Origin of the sequence: Devosia honganensis (assembly GCF_042648785.1) — a bacterium.
Classification (GTDB): domain Bacteria; phylum Pseudomonadota; class Alphaproteobacteria; order Rhizobiales; family Devosiaceae; genus Devosia; species Devosia honganensis.
The window spans coordinates 291,461-312,431 of sequence record NZ_JBHRYD010000007.1 but is presented as its reverse complement, the minus strand read 5'-3'; the positions used below and the strand labels follow the sequence as shown (position 1 = coordinate 312,431).

Genomic DNA, 20,971 nt, shown 5'->3' with positions numbered 1-20,971 from the left:
CCTCCTTCTATGCCATCAACGCGCCATCATCGTCGCATTCTACTTGCCGCAAGGGCACCAAGGGGGACCTAGCATGAAATTCGTCGGTATTGTTGCAGCGCTTCTGGTCGCCGTGGGCATTGCCCTGGCCGGCTGGTTCGTCGGCACCTCGCTGGTGGAAAGCCGCCAGCCCCTGCGCGTGGTGACAGTCAAGGGGCTCTCCGAGCGCGCCGTCCAGGCCAATCTGGGGTTCTGGCCCATCCGCTTCGTCGCCACCGGGCCGACATTGGAGGCGGCGCGGGCCAGCCTTGAAGCGTCCGAACAGGCGGTGCGGGATTTCCTTGCCGAACGCGGCTTCGCCGAAGCCGAAATCCAGGTGCAGAACGTGCTCGTCGAGGATCGGGCGGCCGGCTACAACGCCTCCTCGATGAACGACGAATATCGCTTCGTTCTGACCGAGGACATGCTGGTGACCACCGACAAGGTGACGGATCTGGCCGATGCCAGCCGCTCGGTGGCCGATCTCTTGCGCCAGGGCGTGGTCTTTTCATCCGACGCCTACAGCGCCGGCGCATCCTTCGTCTTCACCGGCATCAACGATCTGAAAAGCGAGATGCTCACCGAGGCGACCCAGCGCGCCCGCGAGACCGCGGAACAGTTCGCGGTCGAGTCCGGTGCACAGGTGGGCGACATCCAGACCGCCAATCAGGGCGTGTTCGAAATCCTGCCGGCGGTGGAAATTCCCAATGACCGTCCTGAAAAACAGATCGACAAGAAGGTGCGCGTGGTGACCACCATCACCTATTTCCTCGTCGACTGAACCGCCTGGCCTCGAGGCCGGGCGCGGAACTACCCTGCGCGCCAGGCCTCCTGGCGAAGGAAAGCCTCGAGAGCGTCGCTGCTCATCGGACGGGCGAAGGCGTAGCCTTGCAGGATGTCGCAGCCCAGATCGCGAAGAATGACCGCGTGCTGCATGGTTTCGACACCCTCGGCGACGATCTCGATATCCATGGACTTGCCGATATCGACGATGGAAGCGACCAATTGGCGTTGCGCGGGCTGGTCGAGAATAGGTAGGATCAGTTGCCGGTCGATCTTGAGCCGGCGCGGATAGAGCTTTTGCAGCGACACGATCGAGGCGTAGCCGGTGCCGAAATCGTCGATCTCAACATCGATACCCAATTCCTTGATCTGGTCGATGTTCCAGGCGACCACGCCGTCGCTTTCATCGAGATAGATGGATTCGACCAATTCGAACGCCAGCCGCCCCGGCGCCAGCGGCAGCGCCTTGAGGCTGTCGATCAGCCCGTCATCGTGCAGACGGCGCAAAGAGACGTTGACCGAGGCGCGCGGGACCCGAAGCCCCATTCGGTCCCATCTTTCCAGGTCGGACAGCACCTGGTCGAGAACCAGCCGGTCAATCTGCGCCACGACATTGAGTTCCTCGGCAATGGACATGAAGCTGTCGGGCGCCTTGAGCCCTTCGACCGGATGCTGCCAGCGGGCGAGCGCCTCGACACCCACCAGATCGAGCGTGCGCGCATCGAACTGCGGCTGATAGTGGGCAAGGAACGCATCGTTATCGAGGCCGCTGAGAATCTCGTCAGCCACCTTTTTGGTGTGGACGACCTCGGCCTGAAGCACTTCAGAGAAGAACTCATGGCGGTTGCGGCCGCGCGCCTTGGCCCGGTAGAGCGCGATATCGGCGTTGATCAGCAATTGCTCGACGTCGATATCGGCCGACCGCGAGACGGCGACACCGATGCTGACGCCGAAGCGGCATTCATGCCCGTCATGCACGGCCGGCCGGCGCATTTCCCGCACGATCCTTTCGGCAATCCGGTTCAGGCGCCGATTGCTGGAGCCGGCGCTGGAGACGATGACGAATTCATCGCCGCCGATGCGGGCGACGAAATCGGTCTCGCGGCAATTGGCGCGCAGCACTTTGCTGGCATGGATCAGCATGGCGTCGCCCGCGGCATGGCCCAGCGTATCGTTGATCTGTTTGAAGCGATCCAGATCGATATGCAGCAGCGCGATGGAGCCGGCGCCATGATAGCCGTCCGCCGCATGGCTCTTGAGCATCTCATCGAGATAACGCCGGTTGGGCAGGCCCGTGAGGCTGTCATGCAGGGCGTTGTGCTCGATGCGGATGCGCGCCGCTTCCAACTCGCGATTACGCGCTTCCGTGAGCCGCTTGGCGCTGCGCAGATCCTCGTTGAGCATGACATCGGGGGTGACGTCCCAGTTGACGCCGACGATCTTGTCCGCCTGGCCCGGCTCGGAGAACAGCGCTCCCACCGAGCGCACATGACGCAATTTACCGTCGGGAAGCAGGATGCGGTATTGGGACTCGTAGCGCCCCTCCCCGATGGCGCTGCGGAACTCGGCCTCGGCGCGCTCGCGATCCTCCGGATGCACCGCCGCCAGCCAGTTTTCGTGCCCGCGCGGGCCGCCGTCATTGGGGAGCCCATAGAGCTCGTTGGTCCGCTCGTCCCAGTTCTCCGAACCGGTCGTCAGATTCAACTCCCAGACGCCGATCCTGGACACTTCCAGCGCCAGATTGAGCCTGCGGGTCAGGCGCGCCAGTTGACCCTCGCGCCGGCCCATTTCGCGGATATGGTCGTGACGCTCCGCCATCATGCGGGCAGTGACCACGATCGGCAGCAGGACCAGCATGCCGGCGGCCAGGATCATGCCGCGCAAAGCCCATATCGCCGCCGCATCGGGGGCCCAGCCCGCCTTGGGCACAGCGGCGATCTGCCAGGTGCCGGCGGGCAGCACCACATCGGCAAGGACAGGGGCGGACCCACTAAGATCGGGACCGTAAAAGCGCCGCCCCGCGCCACCGGTGCCGTCGTGCCCGGTGATGGAAATATCGAGACCGAGATCTTCCGCAAGGCCGCTATCGGCATAAAGCCGGTCGACGTCGACCACGGCGGCGACGATGCCCCAGAACCGGCGCGCACCGCCCTCGCCGGCATAGACCGGGAAGCGACCGATAAAACCGCGCCCGCCCTGAACCAGATCGACGGGGCCGGCAATGCTCAGCCGGCCGGTACGACGCACCGTCTCCACCGCATCCCACTGGTCGGGAACGGTGCGGTAATCGAGGCCGATCACCGCCTCGTTTCCGGTCAGGGGATAGGTCATGCGGACGACAAGGTCGGGTGCGGCGGCCACCGACCGAAGCTGGCTCTCCTCCTCGAACAGATTGCGCGCCAGCGCATCGTAGCGGGCCGCACTCATGTCCGGCTCGGTGGAAATGGTGGCGACCAGCCCCTTCACCAGTTGGATATTGCTGGCAATATTGCCCTCGAGCTTGGCGCGGATCACCGACACCTTGCCTAGCGTTTCCGCCCGCAACCGGCTCTCGACGATCTGCTGGTTCTGCCGGTCGAGCAGGATGCCGGCGACCAGCATCACCGCTATGGCGACCAGGAGGGGCACCAGCATGATGCGCCTCCAGTCCCCGCCATGCCGTTCGGTCCGTCCCTCGTCCATCCCGCCGCCTGCGCATCTTCGGCACACTTCCTGTGTGTCGGGCGAGATTAGGTGGCGGACATTGATGAGACCCTTACCACCAAGGCGATGTGACAGCTTGGTAAACGCGGCACAAACGGGACGCCCGCAATCAGGAGCCGGTTTCCTCCAGCTCGATCAAGGTGCCGTCGAAATCCCTGGGATGGAGGAAAACCACCGGATTGCCGTGGGCACCGGTCCGGGGGCGGCCATCGCCCAGAACTCGCGCTCCGGCCTGCTGCAACCGGGCGATCGCAGCGGCCAGATCGGCCACCTCGAAACAGACGTGATGCATTCCCCCGCCGGGATTTTTTTCAAGGAAGGCGGCAATGGGCGAGCCCTCGCCCAGGGGTTCGAGCAGTTCCACCTTGGTGTTGCCGGTATCGATGAAGACGACGGTGACGCCATGTTCGGGCAAAGGCTGCTGCATGCCGATGCGGGCGCCCAGTTGATCGCGATATTTCGCCGCTGCCGCATCGAGGTCGGGAACGGCGATGGCGATATGATTGAGGCGGCCGATCATCTGTTGGAGAGCCTCCCTTCGATCTCGTCGAGCACCGAAAAGGCGGCATCGAGCACGTTGGTTCCGGGCCCGAAAATGGCGGCGACGCCCGCCTTGTAGAGGAAATCGTAGTCCGGCTCGGGGATGACCCCGCCCACCACCACCGTGACATCGCCCAATCCGCGCGCCTCGAGCGCAGCGATCAGTTCGGGCACCAGCGTCTTATGACCGGCCGCCAGCGAGGAGACGCCCACGGCATCGACCTGCAATTCTTCGGCGTGAGCCGCCACCTCCGGCGCGGTTTCGAACAGATCACCCATATGGGTGGCAAAGCCCAGATCGGCAAAGGCCGAGGCGATGATCTTGGCGCCGCGATCGTGTCCGTCCTGTCCCATCTTGGCGATGAAGATGGATGGCGGGCGCCCCCGCGCCGCCTTGAAGGCAGCGATCCTGCCGACAACCGATTTCAGTTGCGGATCGTCGCCATAATCGCCGGCATAGACGCCGGAAATAACCTTGGTAACGGCACGGTGGCGGCCAAAAGCGTCTTCCATGGCTTGGGAGATCTCGCCCAGCGTGGCGCGAGCGCGCGCCGCCTCAATGGCCGCCTCGAGCAGGTTTCCTCCATCCATGGCGGCAAATTCCTGCAAGGTGGCGAGCCGGGACCGGCACAGGTCTTCGTTCCGGCCCGCCCGGACCCGGTCGAGCTGGACGATCTGCTCGGCGCGGACCTTTGCGTTGTCAATTTCGCGAAGCTCGATCTTCTCCTCGCTCTCGACCCGGTAGCGATTGACCCCGACGATGACGTCCTCGCCACGGTCGACCCGTGCCTGGCGCAGGGCCGCGGCCTCCTCGATCTCGAGCTTGGGCTGGCCGGACTGGACGGCCGCGGTCATGCCGCCCAGGGCCTCGGCCCTGCCGATCAGCACCCGGGCCTCTTCGACCAGCGCATCGGTCAGCGCCTCGACGTAATAGGAGCCGCCCAGCGGGTCGACCACATCGGTGATACGGCTTTCATGCTGGAGAATGAGCTGGGTATTGCGGGCGATGCGGCTGGAGAATTCCGTGGGCAGCGCAATGGCTTCATCGAAGCTGTTGGTGTGCAGGGACTGCGTGCCCCCCAGGGTCGCGGCGAGCGCCTCGATGGTGGTGCGCACGATATTGTTGTGCGGGTCCTGCTCGGTCAGCGACACGCCCGAAGTCTGGCAATGGGTACGCAGCATCTTGGAGCGCGGGGCTTTCGCCCCCAGCCCGGTCATGATCTCGCTCCAGAGCCTTCGCGCCGCGCGCAATTTGGCGACCTCCAGGAAGAAATTCATGCCGATGCCGAAAAAGAACGAAAGGCGCCCGGCGAATTCATCGATATCGAGACCCCGCCGCTGGGCAGCGCGCACATATTCCATGCCGTCGGCCAGGGTATAGGCCAACTCCTGCACCGCCGTCGCCCCGGCCTCGTGCATGTGATAGCCGGAAATGGAGATGGAATTGAACCGGGGCATGTGCCGGGCGGTGTGGGCGATGATGTCCCCCACGATCCGCATGGATGGCCCGGGCGGATAGATATAGGTATTGCGGACCATGAACTCCTTCAGAATGTCGTTCTGGATGGTCCCTTCCAGTTGCTCCTGGCGCACGCCCTGCTCCTCGGCAGCGACGATGAACATGGCCAGTACCGGGATCACCGCGCCATTCATGGTCATCGACACGCTCATGCGGTCGAGCGGAATACCGTCGAACAACACCTTCATGTCCTCGACGCTGTCGATGGCGACACCGGCCTTGCCCACATCGCCCACGACGCGCGGATGGTCGCTGTCATAGCCGCGATGGGTAGCAAGATCGAAAGCGACCGACAGGCCCTTCTGGCCCTTTTCCAGCGCCTGCCGGTAGAATTCGTTGCTCTCCCTTGCCGTCGAGAAGCCGGCATATTGACGAATGGTCCAGGGACGGTTGGCATACATCGTGGCCCGGACACCGCGCGTGAACGGCTCCAAACCCGGAATCTCCCCGTCCGAGCCGAGATAGACGGGCTTCACCGATATGCCGCCATAGTCCCGATCGAGCGCGGAAAGGGGCGTGTCTCGCAACTCCTTTTGGGCAATGGCCGCCCAGCGGGCGAAGTCGGGCTCTTCCTTCATCACAATGCCTCGAATTCCATCATCACCTGATCCACCGCCAATATTGCGCCGGGTTTGACGTGAACCCGGGCGATGCGGGCGCGCTTTTCGGCCTTGAGCACATTTTCCATCTTCATGGCTTCCACGATGGCCAGGGTCTGGCCATCCTCGACGATATCGCCCTCCCCGACATCGATGCGCACCACCTGGCCAGGCATGGGGCAGAGCAGGAACCGGCTCATGTCGGGCGGCACCTTGATCGGCATGTGCTTGAGGTACCGCGCGATATGGGGCTTGAGAACGAGCAGGTCGAGGTCGGCGCCGCGATAGCGGATGCGCACGCCCGACGTCGTGGGATCGACCTTGAGCAGGGCCACGCGTCCACCCGACCAGGAGAGGCGCGCGAGACGCTCGCCCGGCTGCCAGTCGAGACGCGCCGCCTCCGAGCGCCAGCCCGCATCCACCACGGTTTCAAGCCCATGGCGATGGAGCACCACCGTTTCGGCCTTGCCGCCGACTTCCACGTGCCAGTGGCTCTCCGCTTCGGCGCCGGCCCGGCGCTCGTCACGCCGGGCCATCAGCAGCGCCGCCACTGCGATCACGTCAAATCGATGATCGGCCCCAAGCCCGGCCCCCGTGAAGCCCTCGGGGAATTCCTCGGCGATATAACCCGTAGTCAGCGCGCCGTCGCGGAAACGCTGCTGGTCCATGACGGTGGAAAGGAAAGCCAGGTTGTTGCCCACGCCCTCGACCTCGAAAATATCGAGCGAGGCGGCCATGGCGTCGATGGCTTCGAGCCGCGTCGGCGCCCAGGTGCAGAGCTTGGCGATCATCGGGTCGTAGAAGGTGGAAATCTCCCCGCCCTCGAAGACGCCGGTATCGTTGCGCACGGCGAGCGTTGGAGAAGCCGATTCCTCCGGCGGGCGATAGCGCGTCAGCCGCCCGGTCGAGGGCAGGAAATTGCGATAGGGGTCCTCGGCATAAAGCCGGCTCTCGATGGCCCAGCCATGCAGTCGCACCTCGTCCTGGGTCAGCGGCAGCCTTTCACCATTGGCGACGCGCAACATTAATTCCACCAGGTCCAGCCCGGTGACGAGTTCGGTCACCGGGTGCTCGACCTGGAGGCGGGTGTTCATTTCGAGGAAATAGAATTTCCTGTCCTTGTCGACGATGAATTCCACCGTTCCGGCGCTGCGGTAGCCAACGGCTTTCGCCAGCGCCACCGACTGCTCGCCCATGGCCTTGCGGGTGGCCTCATCGAGGAAAGGCGAGGGGGCTTCCTCGATCACTTTCTGGTTGCGGCGTTGGATCGAGCATTCGCGCTCATTGAGGTAGAGAACATCGCCATGGGCGTCGGCGATGAGCTGGATCTCGATATGGCGCGGCTCGGTGACGAATTTCTCGATGAAGATGCGGTCGTCGCCGAAGGAGGAGGCCGCCTCGGATTTCGAGCGCTCGAACCCCTCGCGCGCCTCGTCGTCGTTCCAGGCGATGCGCATCCCCTTGCCGCCACCGCCGGCCGAGGCCTTGATCATTACCGGATAGCCGATGGACCGGCTGATGGTCACCGCCTCTTCGGCATCCGCGATCAGTCCCATATGGCCGGGGACGGTGGAAACGCCGGCCTCGGCGGCGATCTTCTTACTGGTGATCTTGTCGCCCATCGCCTCGATGGCCCTTACCGGGGGGCCGACGAAGACGATGCCCGCGGCGTCCAGCGCCTCGGCGAATTTCGGATTTTCCGAGAGGAAGCCATAGCCCGGATGCACCGCCTCGGCGCCGGTCTGCCTGCAGGCCGCGATGATCCTGTCGATCTGGAGATAGGAGTCCTTGGCGGGCGATGCCCCGATATGGACCGCCTCGTCGGCCATGCGCACATGCAGGGCCTCCTTGTCGGCATCGGAATAGACGGCCACCGTGGCGATGCCCATTTTCCTGGCCGTCTTGATGACCCGGCAGGCGATCTCGCCGCGATTGGCGATGAGGAGTTTCTGGATTTTCATACGCCTCTCCTCACAGCGGAATATTGTCGTGCTTCTTCTTCGGGTCCCGCACCGATTTGTGCCTAAGGGTCGAGAAGGCGCGGATGACGCGGCGCCGTGTGCCGTGGGGCATGATGACGTCGTCGACAAAGCCGCGTTCGGCGGCAACGAAGGGATTGGCGAAGCGCGCTTCATATTCGGCGGTGCGGGAGGCGATCTTGTCCTTGTCGCCCAGTTCCGAGCGATAGAGGATTTCGGTCGCGCCCTTGGCGCCCATCACCGCGATTTCGGCGCTGGGCCAGGCATAATTGACGTCGGCCTTGATGTGTTTTGAAGCCATCACGTCATAGGCGCCGCCATAGGCCTTTCTGGTGATGACGGTGACGAGCGGAACCGTAGCCTGCGAATAGGCGAAGAGCAGCTTGGCGCCATGCTTGATGATGCCGCCATATTCCTGCGCCACGCCGGGCAGGAACCCCGGCACGTCGACAAGGGTAAGGATGGGAATATCGAAGGCGTCGCAGAAGCGGATGAAGCGCGCCGCTTTCTTGCTGGCATTGATGTCGAGGCATCCGGCCAGCACCAGCGGCTGGTTGGCGACGACGCCCACCGTATGGCCGTCGAGCCGGATAAAGCCGACAAGGATATTGCCGGCATGGTCCTTCTGCAGCTCGAGGAACTCCCCCTCGTCGGCGACAGTCTCGATGACCTCGCGCATGTCATAGGGCTTGTTGGCGCTATCGGGGATGATGGTGTCGAGCTTGTCGTCGCGCCGGTCGATGGGATCATGGGTGGGAAGGCGCGGCGGCTTCTGCCCGGCGGCCAGCGGCAGGTAGGAAAAGAGCCGCCGCACTTCGAGAAGGGTCTCGATATCGTTGGCGAAGGCGGCATCGGCCACCGAAGAGATTCTCGTATGGGTGGAGGCCCCGCCCAGTTCCTCCTGGGTAACGGTCTCGTTGGTGACGGTCTTGACCACATCCGGGCCGGTGACGAACATGTAGCTCGTATCCTCCACCATGTAGATGAAATCGGTCATGGCCGGGGAATAGACCGCGCCGCCGGCGCAGGGGCCCATGATCACCGAAATCTGCGGCACGGCCCCGCTGGCCTGCACATTGCGCCAGAACACATCGGCATAGCCGCCCAGCGAGGCGACGCCCTCCTGGATGCGGGCGCCGCCGCTGTCGTTGAGCCCGATGACCGGGGCACCGTTCTGCATGGCGAGGTCCATGATCTTGCAGATTTTCCCGGCATGGGTTTCCGACAGCGAGCCGCCGAAGACGGTGAAATCCTGCGAAAATACATAGACCAGCCGCCCCTCGATGGTCCCCCAGCCGGTGACCACGCCATCGCCGGCGATAATGGTCTTTTCCATGCCGAAATCCGTCGCCCGATGGGTGACGAACATGTCATATTCCTCAAAACTTCCCGGATCGAGCAGCACGTCCAGCCGCTCGCGCGCCGTAAGCTTGCCCTTGCCGTGCTGGATATCGATGCGCCGTTGCCCGCCGCCCAGCCGCGCCTCGTCGCGCCTTGCCTCGAGAGCGGAAAGTATGTCCTGCATGAAAGCCTCCGAGCCGGTCTGCCCGCCGAGCTTAACGTTTCGGGGCAAGCCGCCCAAGACAGGAAAAGGCAATCCTGCTACAATTACACAACGCTAGTTCTGCAATATTGTGGAGTTGTGAATATTGGCCCCAAAAAAGGTCTTTGCCGGCGCGCGGCTTCGCGCCCTGCGCAGCCAGCACAGGCTCACCCAGGCGGAGCTGGCGGCCCGGCTCGATATTTCCGCCTCCTATGTCAACCAGCTCGAATCCAATCAGCGGCCACTGACCGCCTCGGTGATGCTGGCGCTCGCCGATGGCTTCGATCTCGATCTCACCAGCCTGGCCACCGATGCCTCCGACCGGCTGGTCGTGGATCTGCGCGAGGCACTGGCCGATCCGGTCTTCGGGGACACGGCGCCCAATCTGCAGGAACTGAAGATCGTCGCCGGCAATGCGCCCGACATGGCGCGGGCGGTGCTGCAGCTTTACGAGGCCTATCGCAAGGGCAATGAGCGGCTGGCGGGCATGGACGCTGCCCTGGCGCGCGACCCGCAAAGCGGGGTGACCACCGCCTATGAGGAAGTGCGCGATTTCTTCCACTATGCCGACAATTATATCGATCCGCTGGACCGCGCCGCCGAGACGCTGGCGGGCGAATTGGGCGAGTTCGGCCCCGACCGGCTGCGGCGCCTGATCGACTACTGCGCCGACATGCATCAGATTCGCGTGGTTCTGAGCGCGCCCGCCAGCGGCGAGAAGCTGGTGGAATTCGACCGTACCAGCCGCGATCTCTGGGTCAACAGCCATCTCGAGCCGACCAGCCAGTTCTTCCGCATCGCCGCGGTGCTTTGCGGGCTGGAGCAAGCCACCCTTCTCGACCAACTGCTCGATCAGGCCAGCTTCAAGGCGCCGGAGGCCCGCGCCATCGCGCGCATGGGCCTTGCAAATTATTTCGCCGGCGCGCTGCACATGCCCTATGGCGCCTTTCTCAGGGCCGCGAATTCCTACCGCTTCGACATCGAGGAACTGGCGCGGGTGTTCGGAGCGAGTCTGGAACAGGTCGCCCACCGCCTTTCCACCATGCAAAGGCCGCGCGAGCGGGGCGTGCCCTTCTTCTTCGCCCGGGTCGACGCCGCCGGCACCATCACCAAGCGCCATTCGGCGACGGCGCTGCAATTCGCCCGTTTCGGAGGCGCCTGCCCGCTCTGGAACGTGCACCGCGCCTTCGAGGCGCGGGGCGAAATCATCCGGCAATTAGCGCAGACACCGGACGGCAAGAGTTATCTGTGCCTTGCCTGGTCGGGCGAAAAGCGGCTCGGCGGATTTCGCGGCGTCACCCGGCGCTACGCCTATGCGCTGGGCTGCGAGGTGAGCCATGCCGGGCGGCTCGTCTATGCCGACGATCTGGATCTGGCGAAGGCCGCTTTCGATCCCATCGGGGTTTCCTGCCGCATCTGCGAAAGACGCAATTGCCCGCAGCGATCGGTGCCGCCATTGGCCGCCGGGATATCCGTGCCGGCGGACCGGCGCAGCATCGTGCCTTACGAGATCGGCTAAAGCATCGGGCCGAAAGATGCGCGCTTCAGGCCGGCTCGAAATCCGGCCCATGTCCGGTTGCGGGTTTCATGCCCGTGGCGAAGCGTCTGGCGTTTTGCACATAGCGCTCGGCCGAGGCGGCCAGGGCCCTGACGCCCTCCTCATCGATCCCGCGCACCACCCTGGCCGGTGCGCCCACGACCAGGGAATTGTCGGGAATGACCTTGTTTTCGGTGACCAGCGCATTGGCGCCGATCAGGCAGTTCCTGCCGATTTTCGCGCCGCTGAGCACGGTGGCACCCATGCCGATCAGGCTGTTGTCGCCGATGGTGCAGCCATGGACGATGGCCGCATGGCCGATGGTGACGTCGTTCCCGATGACCAGCGGATAACCACTGTCGGTGTGAAGCACACAGTTTTCCTGCACATTGGTGCGAGCCCCGATGCTGATGATCTCGAGATCGCCGCGGGCGACCACGCCGAACCAGATTCCTGCATCCGGACCGATCACCACGTCTCCCACCAGAACCGCGCTGGGCGCAATGAAGGCCACCTCCGGATCGATCCGCGGCGCAATGCCATCGATGGTGTAAACGGGCATGGCTTTCTCCTAAGGCTCAATGCCATAGGCATCGCGCATCACGGCGATTTCCGAAAGAGCGTTGTCGAACAATTCCCAATCGTCTTCGGCCGCGATCGGGGCCCAGATGGCCTCCACCTCCTCGATCAGCATGGTGCGCGGGCGCTGCCGGCCGAAATAGGCGTGGTCCAGATCGACGCCAGCCGCCGGAGCGAAATCCTCCATGAGGTCGGCGACGGGTCGGAAGGTTTCTGCGGCATAAATCCCGGCGGAGGGGCTTTCGGCCGCGCGTCCGGCGCTCAAGGCGCCACCGCGCCAGTCGAAGAAGAACTGCTCATAAGGCGCCTTGCTGGCCGCGAGAAACCCGAACAGCGCCGTAACGAAAGCGCCGTCCGCATCGGCGTCCCGGGGCACAAGGCCCAACCGGCGCAGGATCTCATGGGGCAATTGCTTCCGGAATGCGGGCCAGACGGCGTTGAGCGCCGTTTCCAGCTTCTCCACGCTCGACAGCGGCAGCAGGCATTCGGCCAGGCGCGTCAGGTTCCAGGCCAATGCATCGGGCTGGCGGCCGAAGGCATAAAGCCCGGTCTCATCGAAATAGGCCGCGGTGAAAGCCGGGTCGTAATGCGGCAGGAACCGCCACGGGCCGTAATCGAAGCTCTCCCCGGTAATATTGATGTTGTCGGTGTTGAGCACGCCATGGACGAAGCCGGCGGCGGTCCATTGCGCCCCCAGCCGGGCGACATTGAAGGCGATTGCTTCGAGCAGGGCGGCGGCCCTGTCCCCGGCGCCGGCCAATTCCGGATAATAATTGGCGATGCAGTAGTCGAGGAGGCGGGAAAGATTTTCTTCGTCCTCCCGATAGGCCAGGAACTGGAAGGTGCCGATGCGGATATGGCTGTGGCTGAGGCGCGTCAGCACCGCCGAGCGGGTGGGCGAAGGTTCGTCGCCGCGCCAGAGCTGTTCGCCGGTCTCGATAAGGGAAAAGCTCTTGGAGGTGTAGACTCCCAGGGCTTCCAGCATTTCCGTCGCCAGCACCTCGCGCACCCCGCCCTTGAGCGTCAGGCGTCCGTCGCCGCCACGCGACCAGAGCGTCTTGCCCGAGCCCTTGGTGCCGAAATCGAGCAGGCGTCCATCCACCGGATCGATACACTGGGCAAACAGAAAACCGCGGCCATCTCCCAGGTCGGGATTATAGGTGCGGAACTGATGGCCGTGATAGCGCAGCGCCAGCGGCGCCGGCAGCGAGCCAGGAAAGGGCTGAAAGCGCCCGAAGCGATCCAGCCATTCGGCCTCGCTCAATTCTCCCAGCCCCAAACGCCCGGCCCAGCGCCGATCCCGGTGGCGCAGCACCAATCGAGGAAAATCGGCCGGCTCGGTGCGAACGAAAAACGGGGTGCCCAGTTGCTCATGCCTGCGGGCGGGATGAAAATCGGTCATGACGGTAGTGCTAGAACATGGTGGCGCGGGAGGGAATGCTTTCCCGGGCAGCGGCCCGGAAAAGTGGCGAGGGATCGGATGGCCCGGCCGGTGCAGAGCTGGTCTGCGCGGGGCCGTCTGGCGATTGTTGCCAAATCGGCCTATATGGGTCCGGATGAAACTCCAGCCGGACATGACCCGCCTGGCCCCGTTCGAGGCCGCCATCTTCGACATGGACGGCACGCTGCTCGACACCGAGGCCGTATTCAAGACCATCGTATTCGACGTGTGCTCGGAGCTCGGCTTCGAAATGACCGAGGACGTGCATCGTTCCATGGTCGGCTCCAGCCATGAACGGACGAACCGCCTGCTGATCGAGGCCTATGGGGTCGCTTTCCCCTATGCCCTGTTCGACGAGAAATGCCGCGTCATCATGCGTGAGCGCAGCCATGAGGGCGTTCCGGTCAAGGCGGGCGCCCGCGAATTCGTCACCGATCTGCGCGCACGTGGCATTCCCACGGCCGTCGCGACCTCCTCGCGAAATCCCCATGCCGCCCATCATCTGGGCGCGGCGGGATTGCTCGATCTCTTCGACACCGTGGTGACGCGCGATGACGTCATCAACCCCAAGCCGCATCCCGAACCCTATCTGATGGCAGCCCAACGGCTCGGCATCGACCCGGCCCGTTGCCTGGCGCTGGAGGACAGCCATGCCGGCGTTCAAGCGGCGCATGCGGCGGGTATGCAGACCGTCATGGTGCCCGATCTGGTGCATCCCGATGCGCAAATCGAGGCGCTCGGCGCCTTCGTCATGGAGAGCCTGGTGGATGTGCACCTGGCGGCCTTTCTGCGCGATTGAACCTCGCCCCGACTGCGGCCGATTAACCATCCGGACCATTCGATAAAGCTTTATCGAAGTCTGAAAGGCTGCGTTCAGCACAGCTAAACCCCGGAAAATTCTAGGCTTTGCTTTGGACCGTCACTCCATTAACGGTACTTTAAGTCGCTAAGGGTTATGGTTAACCAGCCGTAAATTTCGACTTCCATCCCGGCGCCGGCTTGGCTAGTGTGCCCACCGGAAGTTCAGGGGCCTGCTTTCGAGGTCCCGCCAAGAAGGTCCACCGGATATGGCCGGACGGGCTCAGGGGTAAGGACGGGGCATTGAGACCTGACTGGCAGCAGAAAGTCGCACGAGCCGTTTCGCCCGTGCTCATGATTGGCGCTGCCGCGCTGGTGCTGTTCGTGACCCTGTCACCCGCCCATGCCGATACGGATGTCGCCCTGCCTGCCCCGATGCCCGATACGGTTTCCCAGCTTCGCCTGCAGCCGGCGTTAGGTCCTACAGTCGTTCCCCCTGCTCCGGGCGAACAACCCCTGACCGAAGCGCTGCTAGCCAATTACGTCAAGCGCCAGCAGGAACTGCGCTCCGTGGACGTGACCCTCGCGGGGCCGCAGCCGGAACTGACCAGCGACATGCTGATGGGCTATATCAGCCGCGGCTCGCTGGGCGGCGGCAACAATGCGCTTTCGGCCATTGCCAGCTTCACCCAGCCCGCACCGCGCGCCCTTCCCTCGGTCACCTCCGAGGCGCTCCGCACCTATGTCGAAACGGGCTACCAGCCGACCGCGAAGCGCGTCGAACATGCCAATAGCGAGCGTGAATGTCTCGCCCAGGCCATCTATCACGAAGCGCGCGGCGAATCGGCGACCGGCCAGCTGGCGGTGGCCAATGTGATCGTCAATCGCGCCCGCTCCGGCCAATTTCCCGGCTCGCTATGCGGCGTGATCTACCAGAACGCCGACCAGGGCCGCTATCGGTGCCAGTTCACCTTTGCCTGCGACGGGCGCGACGACACGCCCGGCGAACGCAGCGCCTGGCTCCGCTCCAAGGCATTGGCCAAAGAGGTCTATGCCGAATTCGCCACCGGCAGGGAGATCGGCGCCGTACCGGGCTCCGCCCTCTATTATCACACCACGGCGGTGCGGCCTTCCTGGTCCAACACCTTCTCGCGTGTGGCCGAAGTCGATTCGCACATTTTCTACGCGCCCTGACGATATGGCGGCCTATTCGGCCGCCATCTGCAATTGCGGCCCGGCGGAGGCATCGACCTCGGGACCGAACTTGCGGAAATTGGTGCGGAACAAATCCACCAGCTTCATCGCCTGGCGGTCGTAGGCGTCGCCATCGGACCAGGTCCGCCGGGGATCCAGAAGGCCGGGATCGACTCCGGGAACCGCCACGGGCACCGCAAAGCCGAACAGCGGATCGAGACGCATTTCCACGTCCTCAAGGGAGTTATCGAGCGCCGCGGTGAGCAGGCGCCGGGTCGAGGCGATGTCGATGCGCTTTCCCTTGCCATAGCCCCCGCCGGTCCAGCCGGTGTTGAGCAGCCAGGCCTGCGCGCCACTTTGGCGCAATCGCGCCTCCAGCATTTCTCCGTAAACGACCGGATGCAGGGGCATGAACGGCGCACCGAAGCAGGCCGAGAAAGTCGCCTGCGGCTCGGTGATGCCGCGTTCGGTGCCGGCGACCTTGGCGGTATAGCCGGAGAGGAAATGGTAGACCGCCTGTTCCGGGGTCAGCCGTGCCAGCGGCGGCAGGACGCCGAAGGCGTCGGCAGTAAGGAAAACCACGGTCCTGGGGGTGCCGCCAACGCCGCCCCTGGCGATGGAGGGCAGCACGTCGATGGGGTAGGCGGCGCGGGTGTTTTCCGTGCGCGAAACGTCCTCGAACGCTGGCACATCGTTAGCATCCAGCACGACATTCTCCAGCACCGTGCCCACACGGCGCGTCGCGGCGTGAATTTCCGGCTCGGCCTCGGCGCTGAGGTTGACCGTCTTGGCGTAACAGCCGCCTTCGAGGTTGAAAATGCCGTCATCGCTCCAGCCATGCTCGTCGTCGCCGATGAGCGGCCGGGCGGGGTCGTTGGAGAGCGTGGTCTTGCCGGTCCCCGACAGGCCGAAAAACAGTGCCGCCTCGCCATCCGGCCCGAGATTGGCCGAGCAATGCATGGGCAACACCCCCCGTGCCGGGGCATGGAAATTGAACAGCGAGAAGACGCTTTTCTTGATTTCCCCGGCATAGAGCGTGCCGCCGATGAGGACGAGATTGCGGCTCATGTCGAGGGCGATGACCGTTTCGCTGCGGCAGCCATGACGGGCGGGATCGGCCTTGAAATGGGGGGCATGGACGATGGTGACCGGCATGGCGTCCGCGGCGGCGGGAATACCCTCCCCCCGCCGGATCAGCAGATTGCGGATGAACAGGGCATGCCAGGGGCTGGGGGTGAGGACGGTGACCGCATATTGGTGGCGCGGATCGGCCCCGGCGAGCAGGTCCTGGCGGTGCAGCGGCCGGCCTTCCAGGTGAAGGCGCATATCGGCCAGCAGCAGGTCGAAGGCCGCCGGTGCCATGGCGCCGGAATTTTCCCACCAGACGCTCGGCCCGGTCAGCGCGTCCCGGACGATATATTTGTCCTTCGGCGAGCGGCCGGTAAAGGCGCCGGTGTGGACGGACAGGGCGCCATGGGCGGTCAGCACCCCGCTCCCCTCCGCGACCGCCGCCGCAACCAGCGCCGGGACAAGGGCGTTGTCCTCGAGCGAGGCCGCCGCTGCCGCCAGCCCGGCCCTGAGGGCTTCATGATCGAACGCTGTCATTTCCTGCCTTTCCGCTATGCCGCCGCCGGGCGGCCGAGTGGCGCCAAAATAGGGGAGGCATTCCCGCGCCAGCCATCCGGAAAAGGGTCGTAAGACGGAAGTTGCAGCCGGCTTCGGCAGAGGCGAGATGTGGCGGAAGACTTGGCCGCGCCTTATTTAATGCGTAATTGTCGCTTGCAACGTCGCGCGAACCCGGAAACGCTCCGAGCCGACGAATGCGTCACGAAGAGAAAGGCATCCCATGCCAAAGATCGCCCTGGTGGACGACGACCGCAATATTCTCACCTCCGTTTCCCTGACCCTGGAAGCGGAAGGCTATCAGGTCGCCACCTATACCGACGGCGCCTCGGGCCTCGAGGGCCTGACCACGGACAAGCCGGACCTGGCCATTCTCGACATCAAGATGCCCCGCATGGACGGGATGGAACTGCTGCGGCGCCTGCGGCAGAAATCGGATGTGCCGGTGATCTTCCTCACCTCCAAGGACGAGGAGATCGACGAATTGTTCGGGCTCAAGATGGGCGCCGACGATTTCATCACCAAGCCGTTCAGCCAGCGCCTGCTGGTGGAGCGGGTCAAGGCGATCCTGCGCCGCTCCGCGCCGCGCGACGCCTCCGCCAACGGCACGTCGGGGGGCGAGCAGGCGCCGGGCAAGGCGCTGATCGAGCGCGGCGCGCTGGTGATGGACGAGGAGCGCCATACCTGCACCTGGAAGGGGCAGCGGGTGACCCTGACGGTCACCGAATTCCTCATCCTGCAGGCACTGGCGCTGCGCCCGGGCGTGGTCAAGTCGCGCAACGCGCTGATGGACGCCGCCTATGACGACCAGGTCTATGTGGACGACCGCACCATCGACAGCCACATCAAAAGGCTGCGCAAGAAGTTCAAGGCCGTGGACGACGATTTCGAGATGATCGAGACTCTCTACGGCGTCGGCTATCGCTTCAAGGAGCAATGAAGAAAGGGCTGTGACGACGCTCGACCCGCATCTGGATCAGCCGGACACCCAGGAGGGGGCACAATCGGCCGGGGACGCGCCGCGTTCCGGCCGGCGGGGCTGGCGTCTGATGCTGGTGCCGCCGGGCAAGCTGATCACCGCCATTCGCCGCTTCCTCGATTTCACCATCTTTTCCAGCCTCACCCGCCGCATCGTCGTGCTCAACATGGCGGGCCTGCTGGTGCTGGTGGTGGGCATTCTCTACCTCAACCAGTGGCGGGCCGGGCTGATCGAGGCGCGGGTGCAGTCGCTGCGGGTGCAGGGCGAGATCATCGCGGCGGCCATCGCCGCCTCGGCCCGGGTCGACAGCGACATCATCTCCATCAACCCCGACCGGCTGCTGGACGCCCAGGCGGGCAATGTCTCGCCCCTCTCCTATTTCGATCCGACCCTGGAATTTCCCATCAACCCAGAACAGGTCGCGCCCTTGCTGCGCAACCTCATCACCCCCACCCGCACCCGCGCCCGCATCTACGACCAGCAGGGCCTGCTGATCCTCGACAGCGAGAACATCTATGCGCGCGGCGAGGTGCTGCGCCAGGCCATCGACACCTCGCAGCAGACCAGCTTCTTCCTTCTGGACTGGTGGAATGCCCTGATCTCCTGGGCGCCGGGGGACAATTACCCCACCTATCAGGAATATCAGGCCGATGAGGGCACGCGCTATCCGGAGGTCGCTTCGGCCCTGCAGGGCGCGCCCGCCGATTTCGTGCGCGTCGACGCCCATAACCAGCTCGTCGTGTCGGTGGCGGTGCCGGTGCAGCGGCTGCGGGCCATCGTCGGGGCCATCCTGCTTTCCACCGAGCCGGGCGACATCGATTCGGTGGTGTCGCAGGAGCGCTGGAGCATATTGCGCATCGCGCTGATCGCGGCCGGGGTGCAGATCGCGCTTTCCCTGCTGCTGGCCGGGACCATAGCCGGCCCGATGCGGCGCCTGTCGGCGGCGGCCGAGCGGGTGCAGACGGCGGGCGATGCAAGGGCGGAGATTCCCGACCTCACCGACCGGGCCGACGAGATCGGCCATCTTTCCGGGGCGCTGCGGCGCATGACCGATGCGCTCTACAACCGCATCGAGGCCATCGAGCGCTTCGCCGCCGACGTCGCCCATGAACTCAAGAACCCGCTCACCTCGCTGCGCTCGGCGGTGGAGACCCTGCCGCTGGCGAAAAAACCCGAGGACCGCGAGCGGCTGACCAATATCATCCAGCACGACGTGCGCCGGCTCGACCGGCTGATCACCGACATTTCCAGCGCCAGCCGGCTCGACGCCGAACTGGCGCGCGAAAGCGTCGAACTGGTGGATGTGGAAAAGCTGACCGAGGCCATGGTGGCCATCCAGAAGGACGTGGCCGCGGGTCGCGACGTCGCCGTGATCATGGGCAAGCGCGCCGGGCGCGGCTCCACCGTGATCAACGGCCATGAAAGCCGCCTTGCACAGGTGCTGGCCAATCTCATCGACAATGCCGTATCCTTTTCCCCGCCCGGCGGCACGGTCACGGCCACGGTCGCCACCGAAGGCGATTCCATCATCGTCAGGGTAAGTGACGAGGGCCCGGGCATTACCGGGGACGCCAGCCGCATCTTCCAGCGTTTCTACACCGACCGTCCGGAAGCCGAGAGCTTCGGCAATCATTCGGGGCTGGGCCTGTCCATCTCCAAGCAGATCGTGGACGCGCACAAGGGCACGATCGGTGCGCAGAACCGGCCCGACCGCACCGGCGCGGTTTTTACAATTGTGCTGCCGCGAGCCCGGAAATAAGCTGTCCGGATGAACAAGCCTGTCAATATACATGGAACCGGCCTGGTTCTGGGCGATGTCGGGGTTTTGCTGCGCGGCCCCTCGGGTGCGGGCAAATCGGTGCTCTCCATGGCACTGCTGGACCGCTGGGAAGGCCGGGGGCAGCCCGCCTTCCTGGTCGCCGACGACCGGGTCGATATCATCCAGGAAGAGGGCGGCCTGACCATGCTGGCCCCGCCCAGGCTGGCCGGGCTGATCGAGTTGCGCGGGCGCGGCATCGTCTCCCGCCCCCACCGGGAGCGGGCCCGGCTGCATCTGGTCATCGACCTCGTGCCCGAATTGACGCGGATGATCGAGGAAGAAGAGCTGCAGACCGAGCTGCTCGGCCATGTGCTGGCGCGCGCTCCGGTGCCGCAGGCGGGCGTGGTCAGCCTGGGCCATCAGGAGCTGCTGGTGGTCGAGGCGGTTCGCGCCAGCACGCAGCCGGCCGCATCGTGACAAATTACCCCTTGCAACCAGAAGGCCTGGGGGCAAGACTGCCCCGACCTGCCCGCCGGCCTCCGGCGGGGGGACGGCTCTGGGGGCTCTAAGAGCGTCGCACGGATTTTTCGGCGACGGTCATCTGGGGATTTTGCATGATCGGTTTGGTTCTGGTGACCCATGGCGCGCTGGCCGATGAATTCAAGGCGGCGATGGAGCATGTGGTGGGGCCGCAGGAATATATGGAAACCATCGCCATCGGGCCGGAGGACCATGCCGAGGCCCGGCGCGAGGATATCCTTGCCGCCATCGACCGGGCCGATACCGGCGCCGGCGTCATCGTGCTCACCGACATGTTCGGGGGAACGCCTTCGAACCTGGCCATCTCGGTGATGCAGAACCGCAAGGTGGAGGTGATCGCCGGGGTCAATTTGCCCATGTTGGTCAAGCTCGGGCGCATCCGCAGCGAAATGGGCATGGAGGAGGCGGTGGCCCTGGCCCAGGAGGCGGGCCGGAAATATATCACCGTCGCCAATTCCATCCTGGGTGGAGCCTGACCCGATGGACGGTGCCGGCCATGCCGGAAGGGCGGTGGCCCAGCAGCTCACCATCGTCAACCGCAAGGGCCTGCACGCCCGGGCCTCGGCGCGCTTCGTGCGCACCGCCGAATGTTTCGACGCCTCCATCAACGTCATCAAGGACGGCACGTCGGTGGCCGGCGATTCCATCATGGGCCTGATGATGCTGGGCGCGGGCCCGGGCGCCACCATATTGGTGCAGGCCACCGGAAGGCAGGCGCGCGAAGCGCTCGAGGCCATAGTCGAGCTGGTCAATAACGGCTTTGACGAGGATGTGGAGGGCGCGGGCAGCGACTAGATCATTTCAGTTTTTGACGGAAGCGGCGACCAGCGCCTCTCG

Annotated in this window: 17 protein-coding genes; 9 read left to right on the top strand and 8 right to left on the bottom strand. The window is 64.6% G+C overall.

Annotated features, from left to right (window positions below; translation table 11 throughout):
* Nucleotides 1–73: 73 nt before the first annotated feature.
* Nucleotides 74–799 carry an SIMPL domain-containing protein gene (locus ACFOOL_RS10390; protein ID WP_380096899.1) on the top strand — a complete coding sequence of 242 codons (726 nt, stop codon included), beginning with the start codon at nucleotides 74–76 and terminating at the stop codon, nucleotides 797–799.
* Between the two features lie 29 nt (nucleotides 800–828).
* Here ACFOOL_RS10390 and ACFOOL_RS10385 read toward each other — a convergent pair whose 3' ends face one another.
* From ACFOOL_RS10385 to ACFOOL_RS10365, 5 genes are all read right to left on the bottom strand, one after another.
* On the bottom strand, nucleotides 829–3,435 hold the full coding sequence (locus tag ACFOOL_RS10385) for a bifunctional diguanylate cyclase/phosphodiesterase (RefSeq protein WP_380096898.1): 2,607 nt from the start codon (nucleotides 3,433–3,435) through the stop codon (nucleotides 829–831).
* A gap of 178 nt (nucleotides 3,436–3,613) precedes the next feature.
* Complete coding sequence (gene mce, locus ACFOOL_RS10380) at nucleotides 3,614–4,024, bottom strand: methylmalonyl-CoA epimerase (protein WP_380096897.1); 411 nt, start codon at nucleotides 4,022–4,024, stop codon at nucleotides 3,614–3,616.
* Nucleotides 4,021–6,141: a methylmalonyl-CoA mutase gene (scpA, locus tag ACFOOL_RS10375; RefSeq protein WP_380096896.1), complete on the bottom strand. Its 2,121-nt coding sequence runs from the start codon at nucleotides 6,139–6,141 to the stop codon at nucleotides 4,021–4,023. The genes mce and scpA overlap by 4 nt, the downstream gene beginning before the upstream one ends.
* Nucleotides 6,141–8,123, bottom strand: a complete 1,983-nt coding sequence (locus tag ACFOOL_RS10370; RefSeq protein WP_380096894.1) for an acetyl-CoA carboxylase biotin carboxylase subunit — start codon at nucleotides 8,121–8,123, stop codon at nucleotides 6,141–6,143. Before ACFOOL_RS10370 ends, scpA begins: the two co-directional genes overlap by 1 nt.
* Before the next feature lie 10 nt (nucleotides 8,124–8,133).
* Nucleotides 8,134–9,666, bottom strand: a complete 1,533-nt coding sequence (locus ACFOOL_RS10365; protein WP_380096892.1) for an acyl-CoA carboxylase subunit beta — start codon at nucleotides 9,664–9,666, stop codon at nucleotides 8,134–8,136.
* A gap of 124 nt (nucleotides 9,667–9,790) precedes the next feature.
* Between ACFOOL_RS10365 and ACFOOL_RS10360 the strand changes: the two genes are divergently transcribed.
* Nucleotides 9,791–11,203 carry a helix-turn-helix domain-containing protein gene (locus ACFOOL_RS10360; protein WP_380096890.1) on the top strand — a complete coding sequence of 471 codons (1,413 nt, stop codon included), beginning with the start codon at nucleotides 9,791–9,793 and terminating at the stop codon, nucleotides 11,201–11,203.
* Between the two features lie 25 nt (nucleotides 11,204–11,228).
* Here ACFOOL_RS10360 and ACFOOL_RS10355 read toward each other — a convergent pair whose 3' ends face one another.
* The gene (locus tag ACFOOL_RS10355; protein ID WP_380096889.1) at nucleotides 11,229–11,783 is read right to left on the bottom strand and encodes a gamma carbonic anhydrase family protein; all 555 of its coding nucleotides are present in this window, start codon (nucleotides 11,781–11,783) and stop codon (nucleotides 11,229–11,231) included.
* Nucleotides 11,784–11,792: 9 nt separating this feature from the next.
* Entirely contained in the window at nucleotides 11,793–13,202 is a 1,410-nt protein-coding gene (locus ACFOOL_RS10350; protein WP_380096888.1) for a protein adenylyltransferase SelO, read from the bottom strand.
* Nucleotides 13,203–13,356: 154 nt separating this feature from the next.
* Between ACFOOL_RS10350 and ACFOOL_RS10345 the strand changes: the two genes are divergently transcribed.
* Nucleotides 13,357–14,040, top strand: coding sequence for an HAD family hydrolase (locus ACFOOL_RS10345; protein WP_380096887.1), 684 nt, complete (start codon nucleotides 13,357–13,359; stop codon nucleotides 14,038–14,040).
* Nucleotides 14,041–14,393: 353 nt separating this feature from the next.
* Nucleotides 14,394–15,233, top strand: coding sequence for a cell wall hydrolase (locus tag ACFOOL_RS10340; RefSeq protein WP_380096935.1), 840 nt, complete (start codon nucleotides 14,394–14,396; stop codon nucleotides 15,231–15,233).
* Nucleotides 15,234–15,245: 12 nt separating this feature from the next.
* Here ACFOOL_RS10340 and pckA read toward each other — a convergent pair whose 3' ends face one another.
* Nucleotides 15,246–16,838, bottom strand: a complete 1,593-nt coding sequence (gene pckA / locus ACFOOL_RS10335) for a phosphoenolpyruvate carboxykinase (ATP) (protein ID WP_380096886.1) — start codon at nucleotides 16,836–16,838, stop codon at nucleotides 15,246–15,248.
* 241 nt (nucleotides 16,839–17,079) lie between these two features.
* On the opposite strand from pckA, the gene ACFOOL_RS10330 reads away from it, so the two are divergent.
* The 5 genes from ACFOOL_RS10330 to ACFOOL_RS10310 all read left to right on the top strand — a co-directional run bounded on the left by ACFOOL_RS10330 (nucleotide 17,080) and on the right by ACFOOL_RS10310 (nucleotide 20,929).
* Nucleotides 17,080–17,796, top strand: a complete 717-nt coding sequence (locus ACFOOL_RS10330) for a response regulator transcription factor (RefSeq protein WP_380096885.1) — start codon at nucleotides 17,080–17,082, stop codon at nucleotides 17,794–17,796.
* Nucleotides 17,797–17,806: 10 nt separating this feature from the next.
* Nucleotides 17,807–19,594, top strand: a complete 1,788-nt coding sequence (locus tag ACFOOL_RS10325) for a stimulus-sensing domain-containing protein (RefSeq protein WP_380096883.1) — start codon at nucleotides 17,807–17,809, stop codon at nucleotides 19,592–19,594.
* Between the two features lie 9 nt (nucleotides 19,595–19,603).
* Complete coding sequence (locus ACFOOL_RS10320; RefSeq protein WP_380096882.1) at nucleotides 19,604–20,071, top strand: HPr kinase/phosphorylase; 468 nt, start codon at nucleotides 19,604–19,606, stop codon at nucleotides 20,069–20,071.
* A gap of 137 nt (nucleotides 20,072–20,208) precedes the next feature.
* Nucleotides 20,209–20,610, top strand: a complete 402-nt coding sequence (locus tag ACFOOL_RS10315) for a PTS sugar transporter subunit IIA (RefSeq protein ID WP_380096881.1) — start codon at nucleotides 20,209–20,211, stop codon at nucleotides 20,608–20,610.
* Nucleotides 20,611–20,614: 4 nt separating this feature from the next.
* Nucleotides 20,615–20,929: an HPr family phosphocarrier protein gene (locus ACFOOL_RS10310; protein WP_380096880.1), complete on the top strand. Its 315-nt coding sequence runs from the start codon at nucleotides 20,615–20,617 to the stop codon at nucleotides 20,927–20,929.
* The last annotated feature ends 42 nt before the right edge of the window (nucleotides 20,930–20,971 follow it).

What these genes read in the sequence shown, in the direction of transcription:
- ACFOOL_RS10390 (WP_380096899.1), top strand. Translation starts at nt 74, where the DNA reads ATGAAATTCGTCGGTATTGTTGCAGCGCTTCTGGTCGCCGTGGGCATT.
- ACFOOL_RS10385 (WP_380096898.1), bottom strand. Translation starts at nt 3,435, where the DNA reads ATGCTGGTGCCCCTCCTGGTCGCCATAGCGGTGATGCTGGTCGCCGGC.
- mce (WP_380096897.1), bottom strand. Translation starts at nt 4,024, where the DNA reads ATGATCGGCCGCCTCAATCATATCGCCATCGCCGTTCCCGACCTCGAT.
- scpA (WP_380096896.1), bottom strand. Translation starts at nt 6,141, where the DNA reads ATGAAGGAAGAGCCCGACTTCGCCCGCTGGGCGGCCATTGCCCAAAAG.
- ACFOOL_RS10370 (WP_380096894.1), bottom strand. Translation starts at nt 8,123, where the DNA reads ATGAAAATCCAGAAACTCCTCATCGCCAATCGCGGCGAGATCGCCTGC.
- ACFOOL_RS10365 (WP_380096892.1), bottom strand. Translation starts at nt 9,666, where the DNA reads ATGCAGGACATACTTTCCGCTCTCGAGGCAAGGCGCGACGAGGCGCGG.
- ACFOOL_RS10355 (WP_380096889.1), bottom strand. Translation starts at nt 11,783, where the DNA reads ATGCCCGTTTACACCATCGATGGCATTGCGCCGCGGATCGATCCGGAG.
- ACFOOL_RS10350 (WP_380096888.1), bottom strand. Translation starts at nt 13,202, where the DNA reads ATGACCGATTTTCATCCCGCCCGCAGGCATGAGCAACTGGGCACCCCG.
- ACFOOL_RS10345 (WP_380096887.1), top strand. Translation starts at nt 13,357, where the DNA reads ATGAAACTCCAGCCGGACATGACCCGCCTGGCCCCGTTCGAGGCCGCC.
- ACFOOL_RS10340 (WP_380096935.1), top strand. Translation starts at nt 14,394, where the DNA reads ATGATTGGCGCTGCCGCGCTGGTGCTGTTCGTGACCCTGTCACCCGCC.
- pckA (WP_380096886.1), bottom strand. Translation starts at nt 16,838, where the DNA reads ATGACAGCGTTCGATCATGAAGCCCTCAGGGCCGGGCTGGCGGCAGCG.
- ACFOOL_RS10330 (WP_380096885.1), top strand. Translation starts at nt 17,080, where the DNA reads ATGCCAAAGATCGCCCTGGTGGACGACGACCGCAATATTCTCACCTCC.
- ACFOOL_RS10320 (WP_380096882.1), top strand. Translation starts at nt 19,604, where the DNA reads ATGAACAAGCCTGTCAATATACATGGAACCGGCCTGGTTCTGGGCGAT.
- ACFOOL_RS10315 (WP_380096881.1), top strand. Translation starts at nt 20,209, where the DNA reads ATGATCGGTTTGGTTCTGGTGACCCATGGCGCGCTGGCCGATGAATTC.
- ACFOOL_RS10310 (WP_380096880.1), top strand. Translation starts at nt 20,615, where the DNA reads ATGGACGGTGCCGGCCATGCCGGAAGGGCGGTGGCCCAGCAGCTCACC.